Below are 23,037 nucleotides of genomic sequence, written 5' to 3' on the forward strand. Positions count from 1 at the left end.
ACACACATGCAATGGGAAGTCGTGATCGGGCTGGAGATTCACACTCAGCTCACTACCCGGTCGAAAATCTTTTCCGGTAGTTCCACCACATTCGGTTCCGAGCCGAACACTCAGGCCAGCCTGATCGACCTGGGCATGCCCGGCGTTCTGCCGGTACTGAACCAGGAAGCGGTGCGCATGGCGGTGATGTTCGGTCTGGCGATTGACGCCGAGATCGGTCAGCACAACGTGTTCGCCCGTAAAAACTACTTCTACCCGGACTTGCCGAAGGGCTATCAGATCAGCCAGATGGAATTGCCGATCGTCGGCAAAGGCCACCTGGACATCGCCCTGGAAGACGGCACCGTCAAACGTGTCGGCATCACCCGCGCGCACCTGGAAGAAGACGCCGGCAAGAGCCTGCACGAAGAATTCAACGGTGCCACCGGCATCGACCTGAACCGTGCCGGCACGCCGCTGCTGGAAATAGTGTCCGAGCCGGACATGCGCAGCGCCAAGGAAGCCGTTGCTTACGTCAAGGCAATCCACGCGCTGGTCCGCTATCTGGGCATCTGCGACGGCAACATGGCCGAAGGTTCGCTGCGTTGCGACTGCAACGTGTCGATCCGTCCGAAAGGCCAGGTCGAATTCGGTACGCGCTGCGAGATCAAGAACGTGAACTCGTTCCGCTTCATCGAGAAGGCGATCAACTCCGAGATCCAGCGTCAGATCGAGCTGATCGAAGACGGCGGCAAAGTGATCCAGCAGACCCGTCTGTACGATCCGAACAAGGACGAAACCCGTCCGATGCGTTCGAAAGAGGAAGCCAACGACTACCGTTACTTCCCCGATCCGGACCTGCTGCCGGTGGTCATCGAAGAGTCGTTCCTCGGCGAGGTGCGCGCCACCCTGCCGGAACTGCCACCGCAGAAACGCGAACGTTTCCAGAGCCAGTTCGGTCTGTCGGCGTACGACGCCAACGTGCTGGCCACCAGCCGTGAGCAAGCCGATTACTTCGAGAAGGTTGCGGCCATCGGCGGCGACGCCAAACTGGCGGCGAACTGGGTGATGGTCGAGTTGGGCAGCCTGCTCAACAAGCAAGGCCTGGACATCGACGAGTCGCCGGTTTCGGCTGAACTGTTGGGCGGCATGCTGCAGCGCATCAAGGACAACACCATCTCCGGCAAGATCGCCAAAGTGGTGTTCGAAGCGATGGCCAACGGTGAAGGCAGCGCGGACGAGATCATCGAAAAACGTGGCCTGAAGCAGGTTACCGACAGCGGTGCGATCTCGGCGGTACTGGACGAAATGCTCGCGGCCAACGCCGAGCAGGTTGAACAATATCGTGCAGCGGATGAAGCCAAACGCGGCAAGATGTTCGGCTTCTTCGTCGGCCAGGCGATGAAAGCGTCGAAAGGCAAAGCCAACCCGCAGCAAGTGAACGAACTGCTGAAAAGCAAGCTCGAAGGCTGATGAAAATGGAGCCAGACAAACAGCCTGGCTCCATCCCCTGTAGGAGTGAGCCTGCTCGCGATAGCGATTTGACAGTCACTTTTCCGGTGTCTGACATTGCGCTATCGCGAGCAGGCTCACTCCTACATTTGTTTTTGGGAAACCTTGAATGAAGCGTCTGCTCAGCCTTTTTGCCCTGCTCTCTCTCCTGGCCGGTTGCGCCAGCACCGACACCATCGACCCGCACGGTTACGACCAGACCGGCGTCGCCTCTTATTACGGTGCCAGGCACCACGGTAAACGCACCGCCAGTGGCGAAGCGTTCAACCAGAATTCCCTGACCGCCGCCCATCGCCAGTTACCATTCGGCACACGGGTGAAGGTCACCAACCTGAAAAACGATGAATCCGTCGTGGTCCGTATCAATGACCGTGGCCCGCATACCCGTGGACGCCTGATCGACGTCTCCCGCGAGGCCGCCGAACAACTCGGCATGCTGCGCAGCGGCACCGCACGGGTTCGCGTGCAGGCCCTCGACTGATGGAGCGCTGACCATTTTCGGATTAGCCGACTTACCCCTGATCAGCGTGATCGAACTGCTGGCCGGTCTGTGCCTGCTGATCTTTGGCGCCGAATTGATGGTGCGCGCGGCAGTGCGTCTGGCGGCGCGTCTGCATGTACGGCCGCTGATCATCGGCCTGACCATCGTCGCCCTCGGCAGCAGCGCACCGCAAATGGCCGTCAGCGTGCAAGCGGCGTTGGCGCACAACCCCGATATTGCGGTCGGCAGCGTGGTTGGCAGCAGCATCTTCAACATCCTCGTCACCCTCGGCCTGTCGGCGCTGATCATCCCGCTGCGCGTCTCGCGGCAACTGGTGCGCCTCGACATTCCGCTGATGATCGGCGCCAGTCTGCTGGTGTTCATATTGGCGTGGAACGAGGAGATCGAACGCTTCGACGGCATCCTGCTGCTCGGCGCATTGGCGCTGTATCTCGGCTTACTGTTGCGCCAGTCACGGCACTCGACGCGGCCGCACACGGACCGCGTTGAAACAAGCCAAGCGTCATGGATCGGCAGTTCGCTGATGATCATCGTCGGTTTGGCGATGCTGGTATTTGCCGGGCACCTTTTGCTCGGAGCTGCCGTGGTGGTGGCAACTGATCTTGGATTTTCCGAGCGCGTCATTGGCCTGACCGTTGTCGCTGTCGGCACCTCCCTGCCGGAACTGGCCACTTCGTTGATCGCCGCATTGCGTGGGCAACGCGATATCGCCGTGGGCAACGTGATCGGTGCCAACCTGTTCAACCTGCTCGGCGTGCTGGGCCTCACCGCACTGATTGCACCGACGCCGCTGTCGGTGTCGCCGAACGCGCTGGATTTCGACCTGCCGGTGATGCTCGGTGTCGCCGCGCTGTGCCTGCCGGTGTTCTATTCCGGTTACCGCGTGACGCGGGCCGAAGGTCTGTTGCTGCTCGGTTTGTATCTGGCCTATGGGCTGCACGTGGTGTCGTTCACCACCGGCATGCCCCTGGCCGGCAAGCTTGAGCGAATGATGTTGTTTTATGTCCTGCCAACGCTGCTGACGTTCTTGTTTTTCACGTCGATACGCGCCTGGCGCCGCCAACACCACAAGAGTGATAAACCATGACCGAATCGAAGAAGTCCGGGGTTGAAGTCCGCCGCCAGGTAATGGGCGATGCGTTTGTTGATCGCGCCTTGGGCAACGCCACCGAGTTCACCCAGCCGCTGCAGGATTTCGTCAATGAACATGCCTGGGGCGGTGTGTGGAATCGCGAAGGTCTGCCGCTGAAAACCCGCAGCCTGATCACCCTTGCCGCGCTGACCGCATTGAAGTGCCCGCAAGAGCTGAAGGGCCATGTGCGCGGTGCGTTGAACAATGGCTGCACGGTCGACGAGATTCGTGAGGCGCTGCTGCATTGCGCGGTGTATGCCGGCGTGCCGGCGGCGATTGATGCGTTTCGTGCGGCGCAGGAAGTGATCGATACCTACCAGAAACCTGAGTGATTGAACTGACGCCTTCGCGAGCAGGCTCGCTCCCACAATGGAATGCATTTCAAATGTGGGAGCGAGCCTGCTCGCGAAGAGGCCCTGAGCAACACCACAACATCAAAATCAGATCCACCCACCCCACTGCAAAATGAAGATCCCGACGTTGGTGGTAATCGCCGCCATCAACGTGGTCATCACGATAATCGCCGCCGCCAATTCATGATTGCCCTGCGCCGCGCGGGCCATGACAAAACTCGCCGCCGCCGTCGGGCTGCCGAAATACAAAAACAGTATCCCCAACTCCGCCCCACGAAAGCCCCACAACCAAGCCCCCAACGTTGCCAGCACCGGCAAGCCGACCATCTTCACCAGGCTCGAACTGAGCGCCATATTGCCGCTCTTGCGCAACGCCGCCAGTGACAGCGTGCCGCCGATGCAGATCAGCGCCAGTGGCAACGTGGTCTGCGCCAGATACTGACCGGACGTCTCCAGCCATCCCGGCAAACCGATCTTGAAATAGGCAAACGGCGCCGCCGCAATCACGCTGATGATCAGCGGATTGCTGAACACGCTTTTGCAGATGCTCCACGGATCGGACTTGATCACCGGGCTGTAAACTGCGAGCACGATGGTCGACAGCGTGTTGTAGAACAGGATCACCAGCGCCGCGAGAATCGCCCCGAGGGAAATCCCGTAATCGCCATACATGCTCGCTGCCAGCGCCAGGCCGATGACGCCGTTATTGCCGCGAAATGCGCCTTGGGTGTAGATGCCGCGATCTTCACGCGGGCATTTGAAAATCGCCCAACCCCAGGCCAGGGCAAAGCTCACCAGCGTGGCGAGGGAGAAGTAGATCAGCAGGGACGGTTGCAACGCGGCGTGCAGATCGGCATGCAGAATGCCGAGAAACAGCAGCGCCGGCATGGTGACGTTGAACACCAGCGACGAGGCGGTGTGGATGAAGTTGTCGTTGATCCAGTCGATGCGCTTGAGCAGCACACCGAGAAACAGCATGGCAAACACCGGCGCGGTGATGTTCAGGGTTTCGAGGAAAATTGCCAGCATGCCGGGAGCCTTGGGTGAGCGTCGTTAGGCGCCAATGATAAAGCAAAAGCCCCTCACCCTAGCCCTCTCCCGGAGGGAGAGGGAACCGATCGGGGGATATTGCAGAAATCCATCGACCTGAAATGACATCGCTGAATCCATAATCGACTCGGTATTTCAAGTCGATGTATAGCGCCTGACAACTCGGTCGGCCCCTCACCCTAACCCTCTCCCCGAGGGAGAGGGGACCGATCGGGGGATATTGCAGAAGTCCATCGACCTGAAATGACATCGCTGAATCCATAATCGACTCGGTATTTCAGGTCGATGTATAGCGCCAGACAACTCGGTCGGCCCCTCACCCTAACCCTCTCCCCGAGGGAGAGGGGACCGATCGGGGGATATTGCAGAAATCCATCGACCTGAAATGACATCGCTGAATCCATAATCGACCCGATTTTTCAGGTCGATGTATAGCGCCAGACAACTCGATCAGCCCCTCACCCTAACCCTCTCCCCGAAGGAGAGGGAACCGATCGGGAGATATTGTAGAAATCCACCGACCTGAAATGACTTCGCTGAATCCATAATCAACTCGGTATTTCAAGTCGATGTATAGCGCCTGACAACTCGGTCGGCCCCTCACCCTAACCCTCTCCCCGAGGGAGAGGGGACCGATCGGGGGATATTGCAGAAATCCATCGACCTGAAATGACATCGCTGAATCCATAATCAACTCGGTATTTCAAGTCGATGTATAGCGCCAGACAACTCGGTCGGCCCCTCACCCTAGCCCTCTCCCCGAGGGACAGGGGACCGATCGGGAGATATTCCAGAAATCCATCGACCTGAAATGACATCGCTGAATCCATAATCGACTCGGTATTTCAGGTCGATGTATAGCGCCAGACAACTCGGTCGGCCCCCTCTCCCTCCGGGAGAGGGCTGGGGTGAGGGCAGCTTTTGACCTTCCCCCAAACCATCAGGTAATCGGCGCCGGATTAAACAACGTAATGTCGTTATGCAGCTTGTGCTTCTCCGCCCACGTCTGCTGCTTGCCGCTCGCCACATCCAGATAGTAGTGAAACAACTCCCAACCCAACTCCTCGATCGTCGCGCGCCCGGTAGCAATCCGACCGGCATCAATGTCGATCAGATCCGGCCAGCGCTGCGCCAACTCCGTACGCGTCGAAACCTTCACCACCGGCGCCATCGCCAAGCCATAAGGCGTGCCACGCCCGGTGGTGAACACATGCAGGTTCATCCCCGCCGCCAACTGCAACGTGCCGCAGACAAAATCGCTCGCCGGCGTCGCACAGAAAATCAAACCCTTCTGCTTGAACCGCTCGCCCGGGCCGAGCACGCCATTGATCGCACTGCTGCCGGATTTGACGATCGAACCCAACGACTTCTCGACAATGTTCGACAACCCGCCCTTCTTGTTGCCCGGTGTGGTGTTGGCGCTGCGATCCGCTTCACCCTTGGCCAGGTAACGGTCGTACCAATCCATCTCACGCACCAGTTCCTCGGCGACGGTTTTGCTTTCGGCGCGTGAAGTCAGCAGATAAATCGCATCGCGCACTTCGGTGACTTCGGAAAACATCACCGTCGCCCCCGCGCGCAACAACAAGTCCGAGGCGTAGCCCAGCGCCGGGTTGGCGGTGATCCCAGAGAACGCATCACTGCCGCCGCACTGCATGCCAAGGATCAGCTCGGAAGCCGGCACGGTTTCGCGGCGGCGCTGGTCGAGCTTCTTCAGTCGGACTTCGGCCAGCGCCATGATCTGCTCGATCATCTCGGTAAAACCGTGACTGGAATCCTGCAAGCGATACAGCCACGGATCACTCAGATCCACCGAAGCATCGTCCTCGTGCATCACCTGCCCGGCCTGCAATTTCTCGCAGCCCAGACTGATCACCAACGCCTCGCCACCGAGGTTCGGGTTGCGCGCCAGATTGCGCACGGTGCGGATCGGGATGTAGGCGTCGGTGGCGGTAATCGCCACGCCGCAGCCATAGCTATGAGTCAGCGCCACCACGTCATCGACGTGCGGGTACTTCGGCAGCAGTTCTTCCTTGATGCGTTTAACCGCGTGATCAAGCACGCCGGTGACGCACTGCACGGTCGTAGTGATGCCAAGAATATTGCGCGTGCCGACGGTACCGTCAGCGTTGCGATAACCCTCGAACGTGAAGCCTTCCAGCGGTGCCTGCGCGTCCGGCACCTCGGTGGACAGCGGCAAGCTGTCCAGCGGCGGCGCGGTCGGCATGCGCAGTTGATCTTCCTTGACCCAACTGCCACGGCGAATCGGCTGCAACGCGTAGCCAATCACCTGACCGTAGCGAATCACCTGGCCGCCCTCAGGAATGTCTTCAAGGGTGACCTTGTGGCTCTGCGGCACAAATTCCAGCGTCACCAGGCCATCGGCAAACTCAGTGCCGGCCGGTGCGCCCTGGTCGTTGACCACAACCACCACATTGTCCCGCTCGTGCAGGCGGATGTGGCGCGGCGAGTCGGAATGTTCAATCAACTGCATGACGCCGCTCCTCAGGAATGCGCTTGGGACAATTTACCGCTGGCTTCAACACCGCCGTTGGTTGGTGGCTCTTTGAGTACCACACGTTTGATCGGGCCAACGATGACCAGATAGCTGAATACCGCGACCAGTGCGTTGGCACCGACGAACACCAGCGCCCATTTGAACGAGCCGGTGGAGCTGATGATGTAGCCAATCACGATCGGCGTGGTGATCGAAGCGATGTTGCCGAAAGTGTTGAACAGGCCACCGCTCAGACCGGCGATCTGTTTTGGCGAGGTGTCGGAAACCACCGCCCAACCCAGTGCGCCAACGCCTTTGCCGAAGAACGCCAAGGCCATGAAGCCAACGACCATCCATTCCACTTCAACATAGTTGCAGGCAACGATACTGCTGGAAACCAGCAGGCCGGCAATGATCGGCGCTTTGCGGGCGAAGGTCAGCGAGTGCCCCTTGCGCAGCAGGTAATCGGAAATCACCCCGCCGAGCACGCCGCCGATAAAGCCGCAGATTGCCGGCAACGAGGCGATGAAACCAGCCTTGAGAATGGTCATGCCACGCTCTTGCACCAGATACACCGGGAACCAGGTCAGGAAGAAGTAAGTGATGCCGTTGATGCAGTACTGGCCCAGATACACGCCGAGCATCATGCGGTTGGTCAGCAGCTGACGGATGTAATCCCACTTCGGACCGTCGGACTTTTTGCCCTTCTGATCCATGTCGACCATGCCGCCGTTTTCAGCGATGTGTTTGAACTCGGCTTCGTTGATACGCGGGTGTTCACGCGGGCTGTAGATCACTTTCAGCCAGACCAGCGAGAAGATGATTCCGAGAATCCCCATGACGATAAACACGTGCTCCCAGCCAAAGGAGTAAACGATCCAGCCCATCAGCGGTGCGAACAACACGGTGGCAAAGTATTGCGCCGAGTTGAAGATCGCCGAGGCGGTGCCGCGTTCAGCGGTCGGGAACCACGCCGCCACGATGCGCGCGTTGCCGGGGAACGATGGCGCTTCAGCCAGGCCAACGAGGAAGCGCAGCATGAACAGCGCAACGATGGCCGTGGACATGCCGAATTCACCGACAAAGCCTTGCAGCACGGTGAACAGCGACCAGGTGAAGATGCTCAGGGCATAGACTTTTTTCGAGCCGAAGCGATCGAGCAGCCAGCCACCGGGAATTTGCCCGGCCACGTAGGCCCAACCGAATGCGGAGAAGATGTAGCCGAGGGTGACTGCGTCGATGCCCAGATCTTTTTGCAGGCTGGAGCCGGCAATGGCGATCGTGGCACGGTCGGCGTAGTTGATCGTGGTCACCAGAAACAGCATGAGCAAGATCAAATAGCGGACGTGAGTCGGCTTGGACGATTGCATGTAGATGTACTCCCACTGATTATTTTTATGCGCGGGTGAATCTTCTTTGGTATTCCCTGTAGGAGCTGCCGAAGGCTGCGATCTTTAAGATCGAGATCAAAAGATCGCAGCCTGCGGTAGCTCCTACAGGGGTATTGCGTGTATCAGGAACCGATGTAACTGGTCTTCACGACCGTGTAGAACTCTTGCGCATAGCGGCCTTGCTCACGTGATCCATAGGATGAACCTTTACGGCCACCGAACGGAACGTGGTAATCGACGCCAGCGGTCGGCAGATTGACCATCACCATCCCGGCTTGCGAATGGCGCTTGAAGTGGTTGGCGTACTTCAACGAGGTGGTCGCAATACCCGCCGAGAGACCGAATTCGGTGTCGTTGGCCATCGCCAGCGCCGCGTCGTAGTCAGCCACGCGAACGATGTTGGCCACCGGGCCGAAGATCTCTTCGCGGCTGATGCGCATCGACGCTTCACTGTCGGCAAACAGCGTTGGCGCGAGGAAGTAACCCTCGGTGTCGCAGGTCACCAATCCACCGCCGCTGACCAGACGCGCACCTTCGGACTGGCCGATGTCGATGTACTTCATGTCCTGCTCAAGCTGCGCCTGGGAAACCACTGGACCGATATCGGTGCCGGATTTCAGTGCGTGGCCGACCTTGATCGACTTCATGCGCTCGGCCATGGCCTCGACGAACTTGTCGTGAATACCGGCAGTGACGATCAAGCGACTCGACGCGGTGCAACGTTGGCCGGTGGAGTAGAACGCGCTCTGCACCGACAGCTCGACCGCTTGTTTGAGGTCGGCGTCGTCAAGAATGATCTGCGGGTTCTTGCCGCCCATTTCCAGCTGAACCTTGGCCTGGCGCGACACGCAGTTGACCGCGATCTGACGACCCACACCCACCGAACCGGTGAAGCTGATGCCGTCGACTTTCGGGCTCTGCACCAGCGCATCGCCAACCACGCGACCGCTGCCCATCACCAGGTTGAACACGCCGGCCGGGAAGCCTGCGCGGGAAATGATTTCCGCCAGTGCCCAAGCGCAACCCGGCACCAGATCGGCCGGTTTCAACACCACGCAGTTGCCATAGGCCAAGGCTGGCGCGATTTTCCACGCCGGAATCGCGATCGGGAAGTTCCACGGAGTGATCAGACCGACCACGCCCAGTGCTTCGCGGGTGACTTCGACGTTGACGCCCGGACGCACCGACGGCACGTAGTCGCCGGACAAGCGCAGGCATTCACCGGCGAAGAACTTGAAGATGTTGCCGGCGCGAGTCACTTCGCCGATAGCCTCGGGCAAAGTCTTGCCCTCTTCCCGGGCCAGCAGGGTGCCGAGCTCTTCGCGACGAGCCAGAATCTCGGTTCCGACTTTATCCAGCGAATCGTGACGGGCCTGAATACCCGAAGTCGAATACGCCGGGAATGCCGCGCGGGCAGCGTCGATGGCGGCGTGAACCTGAGTCAGGTCAGCCTTGGCGTAATCGCCGATGGTGTCGCTCAGTTCCGACGGGTTGATGTTGGCCGAGTAGTCGGCACCGGCAACCCATTCACCGTTGATGTAGTTGTCGTAGCGTTTTGCATTTGTCACAGGGGCAGCCCTCAAAACTAAAAGCCTTTACGCAAAAAGCCGCTGATTACTCAGCGGCCGCGTTTTTGTCGGGTGTTACTGCGCACCTTGCTTGTCGATCAGCGCAGCGAGCATTTCGTACTCTTCGCCAGTCAGATCGGTCAGCGGCGCCCGCACCGGGCCTGCGTCATAGCCAGCGATTTTCGCGCCTGCCTTGACGATGCTCACGGCATAACCGGCCTTGCGGTTGCGGATGTCGAGGTACGGCAGGAAGAAGTCGTCGATGATCTTGCCGACGGTGGCGTGATCTTCACGGGCGATCGCGTGGTAGAAGTCCATCGCGGTTTTCGGGATGAAGTTGAACACCGCCGAGGAGTAAACCGGTACGCCCAGCGCCTTGTAGGCAGCGGCGTAGACTTCGGCGGTCGGCAGACCACCCAGATAGCTGAAGCGATCACCGAGGCGACGACGGATCGACACCATCAACTCGATATCACCCAGACCGTCCTTGTAACCGATCAGGTTCGGGCAGCGCTCGGCCAGACGTTCCAGCAGCGGCGCGGTCAGGCGGCAAACGTTGCGGTTGTAAACGACTACGCCGATGTTGACCGATTTACACACGGCTTCAACGTGAGCGGCAACGCCGTCCTGGCTGGCTTCGGTCAGGTAGTGCGGCAGCAGCAACAGACCTTTGGCGCCCAGACGCTCGGCTTCCTGAGCGTATTCGATGGCCTGACGGGTCGAACCACCGACACCGGCGAGGATCGGCACGCTGGTTTCACAGGTGTCGACGGCAGTCTTGATGATTTCCGAGTATTCGCTGGCAGCCAGGGAGAAGAACTCACCGGTGCCGCCGGCGGCGAACAAGGCTGAAGCGCCATACGGAGCCAGCCATTCCAAGCGTTTGATGTAGCCGGCGCGATTGAAATCGCCCTGCGCGTTGAAATCGGTCACCGGGAAAGACAGCAGGCCGGCAGAGAGGATGGACTTCAGTTCTTGTGGATTCATTATTCGAACACCCTGGTAGCAACGTTTTTTGTGATTGGTCCGTTCAGCCTTCGCTGAAGTTGTAGGTCATCGTACAACTTAAATAATAACCGTCAACTGCATTTCATCGTTGTGAGTGTTTTTTTGTCGGACAAAACTGTTTAAGACTTGGCAGGACTCGTCGTAAAAGCCCGTATTTAAAGGGTTCTAGCGCGGAAATGTCTGGTCAAAATTCGTTTACTGAGCGCTGGAGAAACGCCGGGTAAGGTGCGACGACTGCCACGAAGGATCGTGGCGAACCCTCGATGGAAACCGAAATGTTTGTGAATTATGCTGCACCGACCCTCGCGCAAATCGCTTCTTCTGCGTCTGACACCCTCACCCTTCAGCTATCCGCGCTACCCGATGTATTGATCATGCAGGTCCCGGACTCCAGCGATTTTCCGGCGAACTGGAGCGTCTACCCGATTCTCGGCGGCGACCCGGAAGAACCGGAATGGGCAGGCGAAGAAGTGGACACTGGCACCTGGGACGATGCTGAAGACGAGATGGAAAAACTGACGGGGATCGAGTTGCAGATCCCCAAAGAAGCGCTGCGTCCGTACCTGAACAGAGAGATTGAACTGCGCTACAAGTTTTGTGATGAGTCGAGTATGGAGCCGTGTTCGGCGCCGTTGGTTCTGCGCATCGAAGCCTGATTCCTGACACGCCTGTTGATCGGGCGCGCCTTTCAGCTGAAATCGACCGTTCGTCGGGACTAGTATTTCTTACAGGTGCCAGCCATATCCGTCCCCGGCCTTAATGGCTGAGGAGTTAACGAACCGGCTCCGGCAGCGCAAAGCCGTAACTTGCGCTCACTAAACGGTTTGAAGTGAAAAGGAATTTAATCATGACTGCACAAGTAAAAGCGTTGGCTGCTCCACAACTCAAGGAAGCCGTGAACGGGGTACTCCACGTTGGCAAGCTGGAAGGAAATGCCCATGGTTTGGTGTCACCGTACCAAAACCAGATTACCGGCGACGTAGTGGCGCTGCACGTAAAAACCTCTACCGGCAACAGCTTTGAAGAACAAACCATAGTGACCGAAGCCGGGGTAGGACGGCCGCTCACATTCGCCATTCCCAAAGATGTTTTTGAGAAAAAACTCGTTCCGCAAGCCACTGCCGAGCTGCACTACATCGTGAAGAGAGTAGGACAGAACCCCGAGACCTCCAACGTTCTGAAAGTGCATCTCGAAAAGTAGGCAACACCTATCCCTGCGCCTGCGCCTCTTCATGGGCCTGGCGCAGTCTTTCACGGCTGTTGGTCAAATGCAGGCGCATCGCGGCACGCGCTGCATCGGAATCCTGCCGGGCAATCGCGTCGTAGATTTCTTCGTGCTCACGGCTCAGGCGACCCATGTAGTGCTGTTGATCATCATGGGCCAGTCGCGCCGAGTTCAGCCGCGTACGCGGAATGATGCTGGTGCCCAGGTGGGTCATGATGTCGGTGAAATAACGGTTGCCAGTGGACAGGGCGATTTCCAGGTGGAAGGCGAAGTCCGAAGCAACAGCATCGCTGGCGTGGGCGGCGCTTTCGTTGAGCGCATCGAGGGCGGCGCGCATGGTTGCCAGTTGTTCGGCGCTGCGACGTTGCGCGGCGAGGCCGGCAGACTCCACTTCGAGGCTGATGCGCAATTCGAGAATGGCCAGCACATCGCGCAGGGTGACAACAGTGGCCGGGTCGATGCGGAAACCGCTCGGGCTTGGCGTGTCGAGCACGAAAGTGCCGATGCCGTGGCGGGTTTCAACCTGGCCGGCAGCCTGCAAACGGGAAATCGCCTCGCGCACCACGGTGCGGCTGACGCCATGGGCTTCCATGATCGCCGACTCGGTAGGCAGTTTGTCACCGCGCTTGAGCAGGCCATCGCGGATCTGCTCGCTCAGCACCGTCACCAGTTCCTGGGCCAGGCTGCGGCGCTTGCGCGGGAGACGCGGGGTTTCGATCAGGTTTTCCATGGTGTGCATCTAGTCTCGAAAATTCGGCTTGGAGGCATGATAGCTCAAGCGGGTTGTACGATCACTTTCCGGTTTACATCGCTTTATGTAGGAGTGAGCCTGCTCGCGATGACGTCCGCACATTCAGCATCAATGTGACTGACCCTACGCTATCGCGAGCAGGCTCACTCCTACAGGGGTTTAACGGTGATCAGGCAGTCACGGTCTGTTCAACCAAATGGCCGCTGTCGATCCGCACATGCCGTGGGTGGAAGCGTTTCAAGCTGCTGCGATGGCCGACGCTGACAATGCTCAACCCCGGTATCTGATCAATCAACGCCTGATACAGCGTCGCTTCGTCTTCCTCATCCATCGCCGAAGTGGCTTCGTCCATGTACAGCCACTGCGGTGCGTACAGCAACGCGCGAGCGAAGGCCAGTCGTTGCTGTTCGCCCGGCGACAGCATGCGTTGCCAGTGATTGGCCTCGTCCAGCCGCGCAACCAGATGCGGCAAGCGACAGGTTTCCAACACTTGTGCATAACGTTCCGACGCGTAGGTGTCGCCCGGTTGTGGATAACTCAAGGCTTCACGCAGGGTGCCGATCGGCAGATACGGTTTCTGCGGCAGGAATAAATAGCGCGCTGCCGGCAAACGAATGTTGCCGTGCCCCTCCGGCCACAAATGCCCCATCGCCCGTAGCAGCGTCGACTTGCCGCTGCCGGAACGCCCACTGAGCATCACTCGCTCACCCGGTTCGACGGTCATATCGGCACTGGTCAGCAGATGACGACCATCGGCCAGATCCAGACCGAGGTTGTGCACCTGCAATTCGTTACCCTGATTCTGCACGTCGATTGCTGGCGTGCGTTCTTCGTTGTCGGTCATGGCCTGACGGAAACTCAGCAGACGATCACAGGTGGCGCGCCAGGACGCGAGGCTCTGGTACGCACTGATGAACCAGCTGAAACTCTCCTGGACGTTGCCGAATGCCGAACTGATCTGCATCAGTTCACCCAGTTCGATCTTGCCGGAAAGGTAACGCGGCGAAGCCACAATGAACGGAAAGATAATGGCCGCCTGGCTGTAACCGGCGGTGAAGAAGGTCAGGCGCTTGGACACTTTCATGATGTCCCAGAAGTTGTGCCAGACATTCCCGAAGCGAGCGCTCAATCGGCGGTTCTCATTCGGTTCGCCGTTGTACAACGCGATGCTTTCGGCATTCTCGCGAATCCGCACCATGGAAAAACGCAGGTCAGCTTCAAAGCGTTGTTGTTGGTTGTTCAGACCGATCAAGCGACGACCAATCAAATGCGTCAGCCAACTGCCCACCACCGCATACACCAGCACACACCAGAACATGTAGCCGGGAATGGTGATGCCATAGACTTCGATACTGCCCGACACGCCCCACAAAATGATCGAGAACGACACCAGACTGACGATATTGCGCAGCAGCCCGATCCCCAGCTCAAGGGTATTGGAGGTGAAGTTGTTCAGGTCTTCGGAAATCCGCTGGTCCGGGTTATCGGTGTAACCGCCCTGCTCCAGCTGGTAGTAATTCTTGTCGGCAAGCCAACGCGAGAAATGCTTTTCAGTGAGCCAGGCCCGCCAGCGGATGGTCAGCATCTGCGTGAGGTAGAGCCGATACACCGCACCGACAATGGCCACCGCCGCAATGCCGCAGAAATACAGAATCAAGCGCCAGAACGCCGCTTCATCCTTCTTTTGCAGGGCGTTGTAAAAATCCTTGTACCAGGTGTTGAACCACACCGAGATGCCCACACTGAGCAACGACAGGGCGATCACCGCAATCAATAGCGTCCAGGCCTTGCCCTTCTCTTCACTGCGCCAATAAGGCGTGATGATCGCCCACACTTTGCGGAAAAACTGCTCGCGCACAGCATCGTTGACCGCGGAATATTCAGCGTTCTGATTCATGGATAAGGCTCAATATAGAAAAGAACAGACACGCACCGATCATAGATGATCGGTGCGTTTTATCGCGAGGGCTGGCGATAGTCGTTCAGCGCAGGTTCAGCGACGAACCGGGCGCTTCTGCAGTTTGCGCTGCAGGGTGCGGCGGTGCATGCCCAGGGCGCGGGCAGTGGCGGAGATGTTGCCTTCGTGCTCGGTCAGCACGCGCTGGATGTGCTCCCACTGCAGGCGGTCGACCGACATCGGGTTTTCCGGCACCAGACTGTCGAGGTCAGCGTGCTCCGAAAGCAACGCGGCCAGCACATCGTCGGCGTCGGCCGGTTTGCACAGGTAGTTGCAGGCGCCGCGTTTGATCGCTTCGACCGCGGTGGCAATGCTCGAATAACCGGTGAGAATCACCACGCGCATTTCCGGGTCCAGTTCCAGCAACTTGGGTAGCAACACCAGGCCGGAATCGCCGTCCATTTTCAGATCGAGCGCAGCGTAGTCCGGCAGATCGGCCTGGGCGATGGTCAGGCCTTCTTCGGCGGAGCCAGCGGTGCTGACGCGAAAGCCACGGCGAGCCATCGCGCGGGCCATCACTCGGGTAAACGTTGCGTCGTCGTCGACCAGCAGCAAATGCGGCAGTTCTTCGCCTTCGACTTGGATTTCGTCACTCATGTTGGTCTCCTCGGGCGCCGTGGGGCAGGCGCAGCTCGGTGAGCGTGCCGCCTTCCTCATGACTATAGAGTTTCACTGAGCCGCCGGCGCGTGTCACGCTGGCCTTGCTCAAAAACAGGCCCAGGCCGAAACCTTTGCCCTTGGTGGTAAAAAACGGTTTGCCGATCTGCTCGGCGATGGCCAGCGGCACACCGGCGCCGTGGTCACGAATGCTGATGGTCACGGTTTCCGCGTCCCAGTCCAGGGTCACCTTGAGATTTTCCGGACAGGCATCGGCGGCGTTGTTGAGCAGATTCAACAGCGCCTGAGTCAGATCCGGCGGCGGCGCCATGCGCGGTACGGTGCCTTCGCCGAGACGGTGGAAGCGATAACTGGCCTCAGGACGCATCAGGTGCCAGCGGTTCAGCGCTTCGTCGAGCCAGTCGGTGACGTCCTGCATCTCCACGGCCAGACGCCGATTGGCTTCGGCGGCACGCACCAGTTGTTGCAAGGTTTCCTTGCAGAGTTTGACCTGATCCTGCAGCACCTTCAGATCATCCTGCAGCATCGGGTCGGGGTGATCCTGCTGCATTTCCTTGAGCAATACGCTCATGGTCGCCAGCGGTGTGCCCAGTTCATGGGCGGCACCAGCAGCTTGAGTGGCGACGGCCAATAACTGCTGATCGCGCAGACCTTCTTCACGACGGATCGCGCGCAATTCTTCCTGACGGCGCAGCTCTTCAGCCATGCGTGCCGCGAAGAAGGTGATCACCGCAGCGGCCAGCGCGAAGCTCAGCCACATGCCGTAGATCTGCAGGTTTTCGCGGGCGACCGGCAAGGTTTCCAGCGGATAGAAACGCGTCAGCATCACCGTGTAAAGCGCCAGCGCGATGCCGGACAGAATCACCGAATAGCGCCACGGCAACGTCACCGCAGCGATGGTCAGCGGCACCAGATAATAGGAAACAAACGGGTTGGTCGAACCGCCGGAGAAGTACAGCAGCGCACTGTGGATCACCAGATCACAGGCCAGTTGCAGCGCATATTCGAGCTCCGTCACTGGCCACGAAGTGCGCAGACGCACAGCGGTGAACACGCAGAGCAGCGTCGAGCAGCCGAGCGTCATCGCCAGTTGCACCCACGGCAACGGCAGCAGTTGCAGCCAGTAGGCCAGGCCCACGGAACCGGCCTGCGCGGCGAGCACCAGGGTGCGGATGAAAGTCAGCCGCCAGAGGTTCTGGCGAGTGGCGGAAGTCAGTTGTACGGGGGCGAGCATGAGCTCTCCTGATGAGCGCTCCAGGCGGATCGCACGGAGTATAACCAAGCCGCGGCCTCCAGAGGCGAAAGTGCGGCAAACGACCACATGGCAAAAAGATCTTCGGCGGCTATAAGGACGCCTTCGCGAGCAGGCTCGCTCCCACCTTTGAAAAGCATTCCCCTGTGGGAGCGAGCCTGCTCGCGAAGGGCTGCGCAGCGGCCCCGGCGATGTGTATAGAAGTTGTAACTGGGCGAACCGGATCATAAAAGCTAGAGTCTGATGGTTTCACGCAGGCCCCCGAACCATCACCTGCGCCCTCATCAAGGAGCTTTCATGCATACATTTCGCCGCAGCGCCGCCCTTCTCGCCCTGACCGTCGGCAGCATCGCCAGCCTTCCGGCCCTGGCCGCCGATGAGCTGCACTACAACCAGATTTCCCTGCGCGCCGAAGTCAGCACGGAAGTCGCCCGCGACCTGATGATCGTCACCCTCTACACCGAAGAGCAAAACACCGACCCGGCGAAGCTCGCCGCCGACGTCAGCACCACCATGAACAAGGCCCTGGCCCAGGCCAAGCAAGTCAAAGACATCACCCTGCGCCAGGGCAGCCGCAACAGTTACCCGATCTACGACACCAAAGGCCAGAAGATCACCGGCTGGCGTGAACGCGCCGAACTGCGCCTGGAAAGCGCCGACTTCGCCGCGCTGTCCAAACTCACCGGCGAACTGCTCGGTGACCTGAAAATGGGCGGCATGGACTTCGCCATCGCCGACCCGACCCGCAAATCCAGTGAAGACCAGTTGCTCAAAGAAGCCGTGACCGCCTTCAAGGCCCGAGCCCAATTGGCCACCGATGCACTGGGCGGCAAGGGCTACAAAATCGTCAACCTGAACCTCAACAGCAACGGTTATCCACAACCGTACCTGCGCGCACCGATGATGATGAAAGCCGCGGCCATGGATTCGGCGCCAGTGACACCGGAAGTTGAAGCGGGTACGAGCCAGGTCAGCATGACCGCTGATGGTTCGATTGAAGTGTTGATGCAGTGATGTGATGTGGGCTGAATGAAAAACCGCCGATCGGTGAATGATCGGCGGTTTTTTTGTGCCTGGGATTTGCTGTGGATGAACCACCCTCTTCGCGAGCAAGCTCGCTCCCACAGTTTGAAATGCATTCCACCTGTGGGAGCGAGCCTGCTCGCGAAGAACGATAACGCGGTCGTCAGTTCTGCGGATCAACCCGATCCAGCGCCCGGTTAACCGCCAGTTCGGCCAGCATGATGATCTGCTGAATCGCCAACGCCGTATTACGCTCAGGCCGGCCCAACTGGTCGGCAAAGTTACCCGTCAGCGTGTTCGCCGACGCGAGTGACTCACAGGCATGCGCCAGCAGGCTTTCGGTGTCGATGTTCGGCTGGATCACGAACATCGTGCTGGGTTGCCGGGGTTTGACCGGGTCAGGGCTGAGGTAGAAATCCAGGGCGCGTTTGATGGCTTCGCGGGTTTTGATTTGGTCGTCGGCGCGGATGGCGTCTTCGAGTGGGGTATCGAGGGGTGGGTCAGGTATCAATTTATCCATGGAAAATTTCCTTATGAACTGACGCCATTCATTTCCGATCTCACTCGAGAAATGAGGTGGCAACTATGTACGGAGTGAGATTACCGGTAAGGAAACCAACCCGGCCGGACAAAGTCCGCCCGTACATAGCCGCCATAAAAAACTGCTGACAGCATGAGCTGGCGGCGATTATGGGGTGGCTTGTGCAGGTTTCCAAATTCAATAACCGGGAATCTCACCTCCCGATCGCTGAGTCTTCAGCGACACCCAGAGCCTAGAGAGCCGACGTCCGACGGACAACCTGAAAACCTTGTGGGAAGGTTCTGGTTATCTGACACAGGTTTAAACAGCCAAAAGCCAACCCTCACCCTAGCCCTCTCCCAGAGGGAGAGGGGACTGATCGAGGTGTTTGGGAGAACTACGCCGACGTGAGATACCGCGTTGAACTCAGATTCTGAGAGGCCCACCATCGGCTCCCTCTCCCTCGGGAGAGGGCTGGGGTGAGGGGCAGCAACAACGCAAATCAAAAGCCGAACACCCGCGCTCTTCACCACTCAATAGGCCGAGTGTCAGCTCGCCTGCTTTTGATCTTGATCCACGGGCGACGTCGGAAGGCTGAGTGGAGGGATTGATCCGGGCGTGGGAGCGCAGCGACCGTTTGGCGAAGCCAAACACAGCGGGAGTAGGTGCAGCGAAGCAAACCGGAGACGCTGCGCCCGGATCGATCCCGGAGCGAAGGAACCCCGAGCCCCAGCGAGCGGGCCGCACGTAGGAGCAAGCGTTTTTGGTTACTTTTGAGGCGTTTGTCAAAAGTGACCCGCCGTAAGGGCGGAACCCTAAGCAGCCATCACCGCAGCAACGGATATGCCCACAACCGCTGGATATACCGAGATAGACACTCCCCCAAGAAAAACGATATTTCCGAAGCCCCCCAAATCCCCGCTACCCTGAAATCACAACCACCTCCAATCTCCCCGGGGACTCCATGGAAAGATTCACCCTCAAACCACTATTAATCACCCTCGCACTAACAGCCATAGCCCCGATCGCCAACGCCGCCACAACACTCGTTTATTGCTCCGAAGCCAGCCCGGCAGGCTTCGACCCCAGCCAATACACCAGCGGCACCGACTTCGACGCCTCCGCCGAAACCGTCTTCAATCGCCTCACCCAATTCAAACGCGGCGGCACCGACATCGAACCCGGCCTGGCAACAAAATGGGACATCTCCCCGGATGGCCTGCAATACACCTTCCACCTGCGCCAAAACGTAAAATTCCACACCACCGACTACTTCAAACCCACCCGAGACTTCAACGCCGATGACGTCCTCTTCACCTTCCAGCGCCTGCTCGACCCGGACAACGCCTTCCGCAAGGCCTACCCCGCCGAATCCCCCTACTTCACCGACATGGGCCTCAACACCACAATCAAATCGGTAGAAAAACTCGACGAGCAAACCGTGCGCTTCAACCTCAACAACGTCGACGCCGCCTTCGTGCAAAACCTCGCCATGAGCTTCGCCTCGGTGCAGTCAGCCGAATACGCCGCGCAACTGTTGAAGGAAGGCAAAGCCGCCGACCTCAACCAGAAGCCGATCGGCACCGGCCCGTTCGTGTTCAAGCGCTACCAGAAGGATTCACAAATCCGCTACACCGCCAACAAGACCTACTGGAAACCCGAAGACGTCAAAATCGATAACCTGATTTTCTCGATCACTCCCGACGCCGCCGTGCGCCTGCAGAAGCTCAAGGCCGGCGAATGCCAGGTCAGCGGCTACCCGCGTCCGGCCGACATCGAAGTGATGGAAAAAGACCCGAACCTGCGCGTGCTCAAACAGGCCGGATTCAACCTCGGCTTCCTCGCTTACAACACCACTCACGCGCCTCTCGATCAGCTCAAAGTGCGGCAGGCGCTGGACATGGCCATCGACAAACCGGCAATCATCAAAGCCGTCTACCAAAGCGCCGGCCAGCTGGCGCAAAACGCTTTACCGCCGGCGCAATGGTCGTATGACCCGACCATCAAGGATGCCCCTTACGACCCGGTCAAAGCCCGGGTGCTACTGAAAGAAGCAGGGGTTGCGCCAGGTACAACCATCAACCTCTGGGCGATGACAGTGCAACGCGCATCGAACCCGAATGCGCGCATGTCGGCACAGATGATCCAGCAGGATTGGGAGAAAATCGGCATCAAGGCCAACATCGTCAGTTACGAATGGGGCGAGTACATCAAACGTGCGAAAAATGGCGAGCACGACGCCATGATCTATGGCTGGACAGGTGACAACGGCGACCCGGACAACTGGCTTGGCGTGCTCTACAGCTGCGCGGCGGTAAAAGGCAGCAACTACGCCAAATGGTGCGATCCGGCCTACGACAAACTGGTGCAACAGGCCAAGTTATCCACCGACAAAGAACAGCGGGTAAAACTGTATCAACAGGCGCAACTGATCCTTAAACAGCAAGTACCGATCACACCGATTGCCAACTCCACAGTGTTCCAGCCGCTGCGCAAGGAAGTCACCGACTTCCGGATCAGCCCGTTCGGTCTAACCCCCTTCTATGGCGTAGGTATAAATAAGTAACACCGAGCCCCAAGGCGGCGCGCACAAGGTGACCGGCGCACCGTTTTGGGGCTCCATTTGCACCGTTAAAACCGCTCGCAAACGGTCAAATGCGTCAAAAGTTATACAGATGCGACATTAAGGTACGTTCGTGCCACCGTTTGAGGCCGCCGACCGCTCTGGATCTTGCATTGGGTATGGCCCCTGCATAAGTATCCGCAGGCACGACTCACGAGGTCGTACCTCACAACTAAAAAATGACAACAAATCATGAGGCCAACATGCTTAAACACGCGGTCATTCCGTTTTTAGTCGGCGCAGGCTTGTTAGCCTCCGCACCTTTCGCATCCGCTGCGACTAACCTGGTGTTCTGCTCCGAAGGCAGCCCGGCCGGTTTCGACCCAGGCCAGTACACCACCGGAACCGACTTCGACGCCTCAGCCGAAACCATGTTCAACCGTCTGACCCAGTTCGAGCGCGGCGGCACCGCCGTGATTCCTGGTCTGGCGACCAAGTGGGACATTTCCGATGATGGCCTGACGTACACCTTCCACCTGCGTGAAGGCGTCAAGTTCCACACCACCCCGTATTTCAAGCCGACTCGTGAGTTCAACGCCGACGACGTGCTGTTCACCTTCAATCGCATGATTAACAAGGATGACCCGTTCCGTAAGGCGTACCCGACCGAATTCCCGTACTTCACCGACATGGGGATGGACACCAACATCACCAAGATCGATAAAGTCGACGACCACACCGTCAAGTTCACTCTGAAACAAGTCGACGCTGCGTTCATCCAGAACATGGCCATGAGCTTCGCCTCGGTGCAGTCCGCCGAATACGCAGCGCAACTGTTGAAAGAAGGCAAGCCTGCCGATATCAACCAGAAGCCGGTCGGCACTGGTCCGTTCGTGTTCAAGAGCTACCAGAAAGACTCCAACATCCGCTTCACCGGGAACAAAGAGTACTGGAAGCCTGATGACGTGAAGATCGACAACCTGATCTTCGCCATCACCACCGACCCGTCGGTCCGTATTCAGAAGCTGAAAAAGAATGAGTGCCAGGTCACCCTGTTCCCACGTCCGGCTGACCTGAAAGCGCTGAAAGAAGACAAATCCCTGAAGATGCCTGACCAGGCCGGTTTCAACGTGGGTTACATCGCCTACAACGTGATGGACAAGGTCAAGGGCAGCAACGAGGCGAACCCACTGGCTGACCTGCGTGTACGTCAGGCGCTGGACATGGCCGTGAACAAGCCGCAGATCATCGACTCGGTTTACCAGGGCGCCGGCCAACTGGCCGTCAATGCCATGCCGCCGACTCAGTGGTCTTACGACACCACCATCAAGGACGCCAAGTACGATCCTGAGAAAGCCAAACAGCTGCTCAAGGAAGCCGGCGTCAAGGAAGGTACCGAGATCGTCCTGTGGGCAATGCCGGTACAGCGTCCATACAACCCGAACGCTAAACTGATGGCTGAAATGCTCCAGTCCGACTGGGCCAAGATCGGCTTGAAAGTGAAGATCACCAGCTACGAGTGGGGCGAGTACATCAAGCGTTCCAAAGGTGGCGAGAACCAGGCCATGATCATTGGCTGGAGCGGTGACAATGGGGATCCGGACAACTGGCTGAACGTGCTGTTCGGCTGCGACTCGCTCAACGGCAACAACTTCTCCAAGTGGTGCGACAAGAAGTACGACGGTCTCGTCAAGGATGCCAAGCGCACCCCCGATCAGGCCAAGCGCACCGAACTGTACAAACAGGCGCAACACGTCCTTAAAGATGCTGTTCCCTACACACCTATCGCTCACTCGACGGTGTTCCAACCCATGCGCGCCAACGTGCAGGATTTCAAGATCAGCCCATTTGGCTTGAACTCCTTCTACGGCGTCAGCGTCAGCAAATAAGGCACTGCAGCGGCGACGTTTTTAACGTCGCCGCTATTTTACCTGCCGGGAATTTAGGAAATTGCCTACAGCCAATTCCACTGTGGATTACCGCAGCGGTATAGGACGTGTCGCCTTTTCCTACGAGCTTTAAGGCATTTACGCATTTACTGCCAGGACCGCGGCCCCTACCGTCGGGTACTGACCAGCGTCTGTGTGGGCCACCGGTTTGCCGTACGTACTGGATTGAGCTCGATGCAGCCCAAAA

19 protein-coding genes are annotated in these 23,037 nt (G+C 58.6%); 9 read left to right on the top strand and 10 right to left on the bottom strand.

Translation table 11 applies throughout. The annotated features are described in order from the left end of the window. Positions 1 to 6 precede the first annotated feature (6 nt). The 4 genes from gatB to ACOYXJ_RS05005 all read left to right on the top strand — a co-directional run bounded on the left by gatB (position 7) and on the right by ACOYXJ_RS05005 (position 3,457). Positions 7 to 1,452 (top strand): Asp-tRNA(Asn)/Glu-tRNA(Gln) amidotransferase subunit GatB, encoded by a 1,446-nt coding sequence (gatB, locus tag ACOYXJ_RS04990; protein WP_007915352.1) that lies wholly within the window; start codon positions 7 to 9, stop codon positions 1,450 to 1,452. Positions 1,453 to 1,600: 148 nt separating this feature from the next. Next, positions 1,601 to 1,972 (top strand): septal ring lytic transglycosylase RlpA family protein, encoded by a 372-nt coding sequence (locus ACOYXJ_RS04995; RefSeq protein WP_150792335.1) that lies wholly within the window; start codon positions 1,601 to 1,603, stop codon positions 1,970 to 1,972. Positions 1,973 to 2,018: 46 nt separating this feature from the next. Then, on the top strand, positions 2,019 to 3,080 hold the full coding sequence (locus tag ACOYXJ_RS05000) for a calcium/sodium antiporter (protein WP_460368206.1): 1,062 nt from the start codon (positions 2,019 to 2,021) through the stop codon (positions 3,078 to 3,080). Next, positions 3,077 to 3,457: a carboxymuconolactone decarboxylase family protein gene (locus tag ACOYXJ_RS05005; RefSeq protein ID WP_016984177.1), complete on the top strand. Its 381-nt coding sequence runs from the start codon at positions 3,077 to 3,079 to the stop codon at positions 3,455 to 3,457. The genes ACOYXJ_RS05000 and ACOYXJ_RS05005 overlap by 4 nt, the downstream gene beginning before the upstream one ends. Before the next feature lie 108 nt (positions 3,458 to 3,565). Here ACOYXJ_RS05005 and ACOYXJ_RS05010 read toward each other — a convergent pair whose 3' ends face one another. The 5 genes from ACOYXJ_RS05010 to kdgD all read right to left on the bottom strand — a co-directional run bounded on the left by ACOYXJ_RS05010 (position 3,566) and on the right by kdgD (position 10,971). Next, positions 3,566 to 4,507, bottom strand: a complete 942-nt coding sequence (locus ACOYXJ_RS05010) for an AEC family transporter (RefSeq protein WP_460368208.1) — start codon at positions 4,505 to 4,507, stop codon at positions 3,566 to 3,568. A gap of 961 nt (positions 4,508 to 5,468) precedes the next feature. Further along, positions 5,469 to 7,022, bottom strand: a complete 1,554-nt coding sequence (gene garD, locus ACOYXJ_RS05015) for a galactarate dehydratase (RefSeq protein WP_034154460.1) — start codon at positions 7,020 to 7,022, stop codon at positions 5,469 to 5,471. A gap of 11 nt (positions 7,023 to 7,033) precedes the next feature. Continuing rightward, positions 7,034 to 8,395 carry an MFS transporter gene (locus ACOYXJ_RS05020; RefSeq protein ID WP_007915342.1) on the bottom strand — a complete coding sequence of 454 codons (1,362 nt, stop codon included), beginning with the start codon at positions 8,393 to 8,395 and terminating at the stop codon, positions 7,034 to 7,036. A gap of 143 nt (positions 8,396 to 8,538) precedes the next feature. Beyond that, positions 8,539 to 9,984 (bottom strand): aldehyde dehydrogenase family protein, encoded by a 1,446-nt coding sequence (locus tag ACOYXJ_RS05025; RefSeq protein WP_034154458.1) that lies wholly within the window; start codon positions 9,982 to 9,984, stop codon positions 8,539 to 8,541. Positions 9,985 to 10,059: 75 nt separating this feature from the next. Beyond that, positions 10,060 to 10,971 carry a 5-dehydro-4-deoxyglucarate dehydratase gene (gene kdgD, locus ACOYXJ_RS05030; RefSeq protein ID WP_016984321.1) on the bottom strand — a complete coding sequence of 304 codons (912 nt, stop codon included), beginning with the start codon at positions 10,969 to 10,971 and terminating at the stop codon, positions 10,060 to 10,062. A 296-nt stretch (positions 10,972 to 11,267) separates the two neighbouring features. Here kdgD and ACOYXJ_RS05035 point away from each other — a divergent pair, with 296 nt between their 5' ends. Further along, positions 11,268 to 11,648, top strand: a complete 381-nt coding sequence (locus tag ACOYXJ_RS05035) for a hypothetical protein (RefSeq protein WP_460368211.1) — start codon at positions 11,268 to 11,270, stop codon at positions 11,646 to 11,648. Between the two features lie 191 nt (positions 11,649 to 11,839). Next, entirely contained in the window at positions 11,840 to 12,193 is a 354-nt protein-coding gene (locus tag ACOYXJ_RS05040; RefSeq protein ID WP_460368213.1) for a hypothetical protein, read from the top strand. Positions 12,194 to 12,200: 7 nt separating this feature from the next. Here ACOYXJ_RS05040 and ACOYXJ_RS05045 read toward each other — a convergent pair whose 3' ends face one another. The 4 genes from ACOYXJ_RS05045 to ACOYXJ_RS05060 all read right to left on the bottom strand — a co-directional run bounded on the left by ACOYXJ_RS05045 (position 12,201) and on the right by ACOYXJ_RS05060 (position 16,777). Further along, the gene (locus tag ACOYXJ_RS05045) at positions 12,201 to 12,947 is read right to left on the bottom strand and encodes a FadR/GntR family transcriptional regulator (RefSeq protein WP_180988119.1); all 747 of its coding nucleotides are present in this window, start codon (positions 12,945 to 12,947) and stop codon (positions 12,201 to 12,203) included. A 190-nt stretch (positions 12,948 to 13,137) separates the two neighbouring features. Next, positions 13,138 to 14,865 (bottom strand): ABC transporter ATP-binding protein/permease, encoded by a 1,728-nt coding sequence (locus ACOYXJ_RS05050; protein WP_460368215.1) that lies wholly within the window; start codon positions 14,863 to 14,865, stop codon positions 13,138 to 13,140. A 96-nt stretch (positions 14,866 to 14,961) separates the two neighbouring features. Further along, positions 14,962 to 15,522, bottom strand: a complete 561-nt coding sequence (locus ACOYXJ_RS05055) for a response regulator transcription factor (RefSeq protein ID WP_003221630.1) — start codon at positions 15,520 to 15,522, stop codon at positions 14,962 to 14,964. Continuing rightward, positions 15,515 to 16,777 (bottom strand): ATP-binding protein, encoded by a 1,263-nt coding sequence (locus tag ACOYXJ_RS05060; protein WP_460368217.1) that lies wholly within the window; start codon positions 16,775 to 16,777, stop codon positions 15,515 to 15,517. Before ACOYXJ_RS05060 ends, ACOYXJ_RS05055 begins: the two co-directional genes overlap by 8 nt. Positions 16,778 to 17,092: 315 nt before the next feature. Here ACOYXJ_RS05060 and ACOYXJ_RS05065 point away from each other — a divergent pair, with 315 nt between their 5' ends. After that, positions 17,093 to 17,809, top strand: a complete 717-nt coding sequence (locus ACOYXJ_RS05065) for an SIMPL domain-containing protein (protein WP_016984326.1) — start codon at positions 17,093 to 17,095, stop codon at positions 17,807 to 17,809. Positions 17,810 to 17,981: 172 nt separating this feature from the next. On the opposite strand, the gene ACOYXJ_RS05070 is transcribed toward ACOYXJ_RS05065, so the two are convergent. Further along, entirely contained in the window at positions 17,982 to 18,338 is a 357-nt protein-coding gene (locus ACOYXJ_RS05070) for a DUF6124 family protein (protein ID WP_460368220.1), read from the bottom strand. Positions 18,339 to 19,302: 964 nt separating this feature from the next. On the opposite strand from ACOYXJ_RS05070, the gene ACOYXJ_RS05075 reads away from it, so the two are divergent. Next, complete coding sequence (locus ACOYXJ_RS05075; protein WP_460368222.1) at positions 19,303 to 20,904, top strand: ABC transporter substrate-binding protein; 1,602 nt, start codon at positions 19,303 to 19,305, stop codon at positions 20,902 to 20,904. 260 nt (positions 20,905 to 21,164) lie between these two features. After that, entirely contained in the window at positions 21,165 to 22,790 is a 1,626-nt protein-coding gene (locus ACOYXJ_RS05080; protein ID WP_150792328.1) for an ABC transporter substrate-binding protein, read from the top strand. The last annotated feature ends 247 nt before the right edge of the window (positions 22,791 to 23,037 follow it).

The sequence above is a fragment of the Pseudomonas sp. Tul2A7 genome, assembly GCF_054790505.1.